The organism is Variovorax sp. GW460-12-1-14-LB1 (assembly GCF_059423605.1).
In genome coordinates, this window is sequence record NZ_JBWKYF010000162.1 from 1 (window position 1) to 1943 (window position 1943).

At 66.5% G+C, this 1943-nt stretch carries 1 protein-coding gene; it reads right to left on the minus strand.

Annotated features, from left to right (window positions below):
* Positions 1–1648, minus strand: a 1648-nt coding sequence (locus AC07Y4_RS32910) for an ABC-F family ATP-binding cassette domain-containing protein (RefSeq protein WP_495275686.1), incomplete at its 3' end; no start/stop codon positions are given.
* Positions 1649–1943 lie beyond the last annotated feature (295 nt).

The window sequence follows — 1943 nt, forward strand, 5'->3', positions numbered from 1 at the left end:
GGGCAGCCGCGGGGGCTGGGGCCGGTGTGGCGGCAGGCGCCGGCGGCGCCGACGCGAGGCGCTGCTCGGCGATTTCGCGCGCGCGCTTGGACTGGATCAGCCAGTCTTCCACGCTGCCCTCGTACTCGCGCCAGCGGCCGTCGCCCTCGAAGGCGATCGTGCTGGTCACCACGTTGTCGAGGAAGGTGCGGTCGTGGCTCACGAGGAACACGGTGCCGTCGTAGTCCTGCAGCAGGCCTTCGAGCAGCTCGAGCGTGTCGATGTCCAGGTCGTTGGTCGGCTCGTCGAGCACCAGCACGTTGGCCGGGCGCGCGAACAGGCGCGCCAGCAGCAGGCGGTTGCGTTCGCCACCGCTGAGCGAGCGCACGGGGGAGTTGGCGCGCGCGGGGGAGAACAGGAAGTCCGACAGGTAGCTCTTGACGTGCTTCTTCTGGCTGCCGATTTCGATCCACTCGCTGCCGGGACTGATGAAGTCTTCCAGCGTGGCGTCGAGGTCGAGCTTGTCGCGCATCTGGTCGAAGTACGCCACCTGCTGGTTGGTGCCGCGGCGGATCTTGCCGCTGTCGGGCTCGAGTTCGCCCAGGATCAGCTTGAGCAGCGTCGTCTTGCCGGCGCCGTTCGGGCCCAGCAGGCCGATCTTGTCGCCGCGCAGGATGGTGCCGCTGAAGCCGCGGATCACGGTCTTCTCGCCGAAGGACTTGGTGGCGTCGGTGAGCTCGGCCACGATCTTGCCGCTGGACTGGCCCGAGGCCACGTCCATGTTGACGCTGCCCTGCACCTCGCGGCGCGCGGCGCGGCTGGCGCGCAGTTCCTGCAACCGCGTGATGCGGCTCTGGCTGCGCGTGCGGCGCGCTTCGACGCCCTTGCGGATCCAGATCTCTTCCTGCGCCAGCAGCTTGTCGGCCTTGGCGCTGATGATCGCTTCCTGGGCGAGCTGCTCTTCCTTCTGCAGGAGGTACTGCTCGAAGTTGCCCGGGTAGGAACCCAGCTTGCCCCGGTCGAGCTCCACGATGCGGGTGGCGACGCGGTTCAGGAAGCTGCGGTCGTGGGTGATGGTGACGACGCTGCCCTTGAAGTCGATCAGCAGCTGTTCCAGCCACTCGATGGAGTCGAGGTCCAGGTGGTTGGTGGGTTCATCCAATAGGAGCACGTCCGGCGCGGCCACCAGGGCCTGGGCCAGAGCGACCCGCTTGCGCGTGCCGCCCGAGAGGGAGCCGACGCGCGCGGTGGGGTCGAGGTGGAGGCGGTGCAGCGTCTCTTCGACACGCTGCTCCCAGTTCCAGGCGTCGTAGGCTTCGATCTTGGACTGCAGGGCGTCCAGGTCGAGACCGTCCGCACCGGAGAGGTACAGGTCACGGATGGCGATGACTTCGCCCAGGCCCTGGCTGGCGGCGGTGAACACGTCCGCATCCATGTCCAGCGCGGGTTCCTGCGCCACGTAGGCCACGCGCAGGTTCTGCTGCAACTGCAGCGTGCCGTCGTCGGGCTTTTCCAGCCCGCCCAGTATCTTGAGCATCGACGACTTGCCGGCGCCGTTGCGGCCGATCAGGCCGATGCGTTCCGATTCGAGAAGAGAGAAGTCCGCATGATCCAGCAGCGGGACGTGACCGAACGCGAGCTGCGCGTCGAGGAGTGTGATGAGTGCCATGTGGCACGGATTATCGGAGGGGCGGGTGAAGGCGCCTGGCGGCTAGGGAAGAAGGCTTCTTTGTGGCGCTCTATATATAGAAGGGGCTGGAGTCCCCTGGGAGAGACGCTGGCAGCCGGGGAAGAGGCGCGGAGCCGGCGTCGAGCGGGGCGAGAAAGGTCTTCTTCAAGTTTCTTTCGGCCTGGCTTGCATGAGCCGAAATCTGTCATATACTCGTGGGCTTCGCTGCTGAATACCTCTGGTGTTTGAAGCGACTGGTGCCCTCAGGGGCGCTGGTTGTGGGTGGTGAAGAAAG